At 65.9% G+C, this 4,030-nt stretch carries 3 protein-coding genes; 1 reads left to right on the top strand and 2 read right to left on the bottom strand.

The features are described from left to right. Positions 1–684: DUF1501 domain-containing protein (locus tag WAZ62_RS17025; RefSeq protein ID WP_422644730.1), on the top strand; the 684-nt coding region annotated here is incomplete at its 5' end. Between the two features lie 21 nt (positions 685–705). Here the strand turns inward: WAZ62_RS17025 and WAZ62_RS17020 are convergent. Together WAZ62_RS17020 and WAZ62_RS17015 are read right to left on the bottom strand one after the other, a co-directional pair. After that, positions 706–2,451: a polysaccharide pyruvyl transferase family protein gene (locus tag WAZ62_RS17020; RefSeq protein ID WP_422644729.1), complete on the bottom strand. Its 1,746-nt coding sequence runs from the start codon at positions 2,449–2,451 to the stop codon at positions 706–708. Between the two features lie 52 nt (positions 2,452–2,503). Beyond that, positions 2,504–4,030 (bottom strand): polysaccharide biosynthesis/export family protein (locus WAZ62_RS17015; RefSeq protein ID WP_422644728.1); only part of this gene is annotated, 1,527 nt, incomplete at its 5' end.

Below are 4,030 nucleotides of genomic sequence, written 5' to 3'. Positions count from 1 at the left end.
ACCTGGGTCAGCGGCAGCGGCGCCGGTCCGTCCGACTATCTGCTCGATGCCATCGACCGGCTCTACGCCGACAGCCCCGCCTTCCACGCCGCGCTGGCGACGGCGCGCGACACGGAACAATTGCTGGCGGATGCCGATACCAACGCGATGACCCGCCAGCGCGGCCTCGGCCGGCTCACCCCCGCCTTCAAGGGCCTCGCCAGCCTGATGCGCGACGACCGGGGTCCCCGCATCGCCACCCTCGAGGTGACCGGCTGGGACACCCATTCGGCGCAAGGGGCGGCGACCGGCCGGCTCGCCGTCTTGCTTGGCCAGTTCGCCGATGCATTGGCGGCCCTTCGCAAGGATCTCGATCCCGTCTGGTCGAAGACCGTCGTCGTCGCCGCCACCGAATTCGGCCGCACGGCGGCACCGAACGGCACCGGTGGCACCGATCACGGCACGGCGGGCGCGGCCTTCCTTCTCGGTGGTGCGCTCGAAGGCCGGCGGGTGATCACCGACTGGCCGGGCCTGTCGCGCGACAGACTTTACGAGGGCCGGGACCTCGCCCCGACCACCGATCTGCGCAGCATTTTCGCCAGCGTCCTGCGCGACCATGTCGGCCTGCCCGAGGCCGACATCCGCAGCCGCGTCTTCGTCGACGCCGGGCAAATGCCCTTCGTCGCCGATCTCGTCAGGGTCTGAAGATCGAGGGGGAAGGGGCGATCACAGCCCCTTCTCCTCGTAACGGTCCTGCATGATCTGTTTCATGATGCGGATCGACTCGTCCAGCCGCTCGATCGCCGCCGTCACCTTCTCGCGGCTGGCCGGGCGCAGCCTTCCGTCGGCGGCGGCCATCAGCAGGTCCTCGACGTCGGCGAACTGATCGATATCCCAGTCGGCGCAGAGCGAATCGATCTTCGAGATCGATTTCTTGCCCGACGGCAGTTTCAGCGGCGGCACCAGCGAACAGACCGGCACGTCGAAATGGGGCGCGGCGAAGATCACCGCGTGCAGCCGGCCGACGCTGATCACGAGGCCGCTTTCCGCCATGATCTGTTTCATCCGGCGCGGGTTCCACCAATGCTCCAGGGTCGGCGCCAGTTTGTCGAGGCCGAGTTCCTTGGCACTGCGCACGTCTTCAGGGCAGAACGGCAGCAGCACGGGAGTCCAGCCCTGCTCGCGCAGGCCCGTCACCAGGTGCTCGATCTTCTGCACATAGGTATAGGGGATGATCTCGAGGGCGAATTCGCGCAGCACGATGACGGCCCGCTTCGGATCCGGCACTTCATCGGGCGAATTGTCGGCGATCAGGCGCAGGGCCCAGTCGCCGCCCAGGAAAGACTCGACGCCGATTTCGGACGCGACCCTGAGGCTGCGCTCGGTCCTCACCATCAGATGATCGAAGGCACCGAGATAGTCGCGCAGGAAATCACGGTCGAGCCGGCGGGCATGGCGCGAGGCCTGAACCTTCGACAGATCCTCGACCTCGACGACGGGCTGTTGCACCAATTCCGGCAGATCGACCCCGGCGACGAAATTGGGCACCCGCCGCATCCGGGCCGAGACGACGAAATTGCCGGCATAGCCGATGGCAAGGCCACCGCCGCCGATCATGAAGCCGGCGATGGTGCGCTTGGCCGAGAAGGCGTGAAGATCGGTCTGATGGATGACCTTGCACTTGTTGTAGGGATACCAGTCCCAGAAGCCCCGGAAGGCACCGTGTTCGTCGACGGCGACATAGATATCGTACTCGTCGCAGAAGGCTTCGTAGATGCAATGAAACAGGGCTTCGTCGCCGCAGTTGCCGCGACCGTAGAAACCGGCGACCAGCAGCACGGGCTTGTGATCGATCTGGCCGTGGCGCCGAGCCTCGCGTTTGACCGCGCGCTTGGCCGCCTTCTTTTCCTCGGTTTCCTTCCACCAGGCCTTGTCGTCGATCTCGGTCTGCGGCAGCAGCAGATAGACATGCTGGTTGTTCTTGTAGAGAACGCGGCGGGCGACATGAAAACCCGCGCGCTCGACCATGGCGCGGAATTCGCTCGACGAGAAATCATTGACCCAGCCGCTGGCCCGGCGGTTGGCGTTGGGCGCCAACTCCAGGCTCTTGTAGGTGCAGGCGACCGCGACGCCCCGGCGGGCGATCTTCGACAGCACCTCGTGGGGCTCGAGCAGATATTCCAGAACGCCGAGGAAGGACACGAGTTCAACCTCGTCGATCCACTCCTCCGGCAATTCGGCCGCGTTGAGATCGATCACCCGGGTCCGCTCGTCCCTCGCGACGACATCGACCGGAACATAGATCTTCGCCTTCGACGAATGCTCGAACTGCATTCCGCCGCAGCCGATGTCCATGACCGTCAGCCCCTGCGGAACGAAACGGGCGACGAAATCCGCCCTCTCGGCCCATTTGGGCGAAAGATGTTCGTCGGTCGACCAGCGGGCGTAATCGGTTACAGGGGATTTTGTCATCAGGCTGGTTCCGCCATTGGGACCGCCCCCGCGCGCGCGGGGGCGGGAGTGGTCAATCGCTCAGGAAGCGGGTGATGCCGGCCACGCGGAAGATTACATCCGCCAGATCCTGCGCGAACTGGAAGCCCTTGAAGGCCATTTCCGGCAGGACGACGATTTCGTCGCCCGGCTCGATCACCGGATCGCTCAGCATCAGGATCGCGCCGTTCTGCTTCTGGATCATGAAGCGGTCGAGCTGGGCGCGATCGGTATAGGCACCGGCCTGATCGATGTAATCGTCGACGGTCAGCCCCGGTTGCCAGATCACCGTCTGCGGCGCCAGCACCTCGCCCGCCACGACAACGGTCGAGGAGCGCTGCGGAATGACGATGGTGTCCTCGTTCTCGAGCGGGATGTCGGCGACCTTGCCGTCGTCGCGGGTCACCACCAGGGTGCCGTCGGGCTTGGCGCCCCGCACCCGATCGATGAATTGCAGCACCATCTGCGCCTCGGCCGAACGCAGCGCCGCTTCGCCACTGGTCTGGACGACAGCGGTCAGCACGCTGCGCTGCAGCCGGTCGAGAGCGCCGTCGAGCGCCGCTTTCTGCTGTACCGCGACGCTCGCCCGGCGCAGATGCACCGCGTTGACGTTGGTGGTGCGGGGATCGACCGCGATATGGGCCAGCAGCTGGCGCAGGGTCGTCGCCTTGGAGACGACATAGGTCGACTGCCCCTCGTAGGAGCCTTCGAGGTGCACGGCGATCACCGGCGCCGTCGAATCCTGCTGGAATTCGGCGATATCCTGATCGGACAGGGTGAAGCCGGCGAATTCCCGCAACGTCAGATATTTCGACATCGGGATGCCACCGCGCGTGCCCGTGACGAAGACATTGTTCACGCTGGGCAGCGGCCGGGCCAGGGCGATGAGCTCCGCTCCGGTCATCTGCTTGCCCATCAGCTCGAAGATCGCCTCGTTGCGGATGGAGCCACGGGCCTTGACCACGGGGTGCTGGCCGCCGACCACGATCGTGTCGCCTTCCTCGAGGCTGATGGCCGGCAATTCGCCGTTCAGCAGGAAGTCATAGAGATCGACATCGGTCAGGACGCCGCCGCCGCGCTTGATGGTGATGTCGCGGTAAGAGCCGGCACCTTCGAGGATGCCACCCGCCCGCAGCAGGTAATCCAGCGATGATTCCGAGGGTGAGCCGAGGTGGCGGCCCGGCTGGGCGACGAAGCCCGTGACGAAAACGCCGACCGAGCGCGCGTCGACGATCGTGCTGTAGACCTGCACCGTGTCCGAGGGATAGGACTTCCGCACCTGCCCCTGGATGGCGCTGGTCAGCTGCCCGGCGGGCACGCCGCGCACGGGCACCGGTCCGACTTCGGGAATGAAGATATTGCCCTGAGGATCGACCGTCTGGGTCAGATCCTGCTGGACCGCGCCGAACAGATGCACCTGCACCTGATCGCCCGGCTGAACCTTGTATTGCGAATTGCCGCCCCCGGTGGGCGCCGGGGCCTGCCGGTCGATGAACAACCCGGCGCCGAAGGGCCGGTCGATCAGGGCCGGCGCCTGCTCGGAAACCGCCGCGGTCGGCGG

The sequence above is a fragment of the Zavarzinia sp. genome, assembly GCF_049306435.1.
Lineage (GTDB): Bacteria > Pseudomonadota > Alphaproteobacteria > Zavarziniales > Zavarziniaceae > Zavarzinia.
The sequence above is the reverse complement of the archived record's forward strand: the minus strand, read 5'-3'. Positions and strand labels throughout refer to the sequence as shown.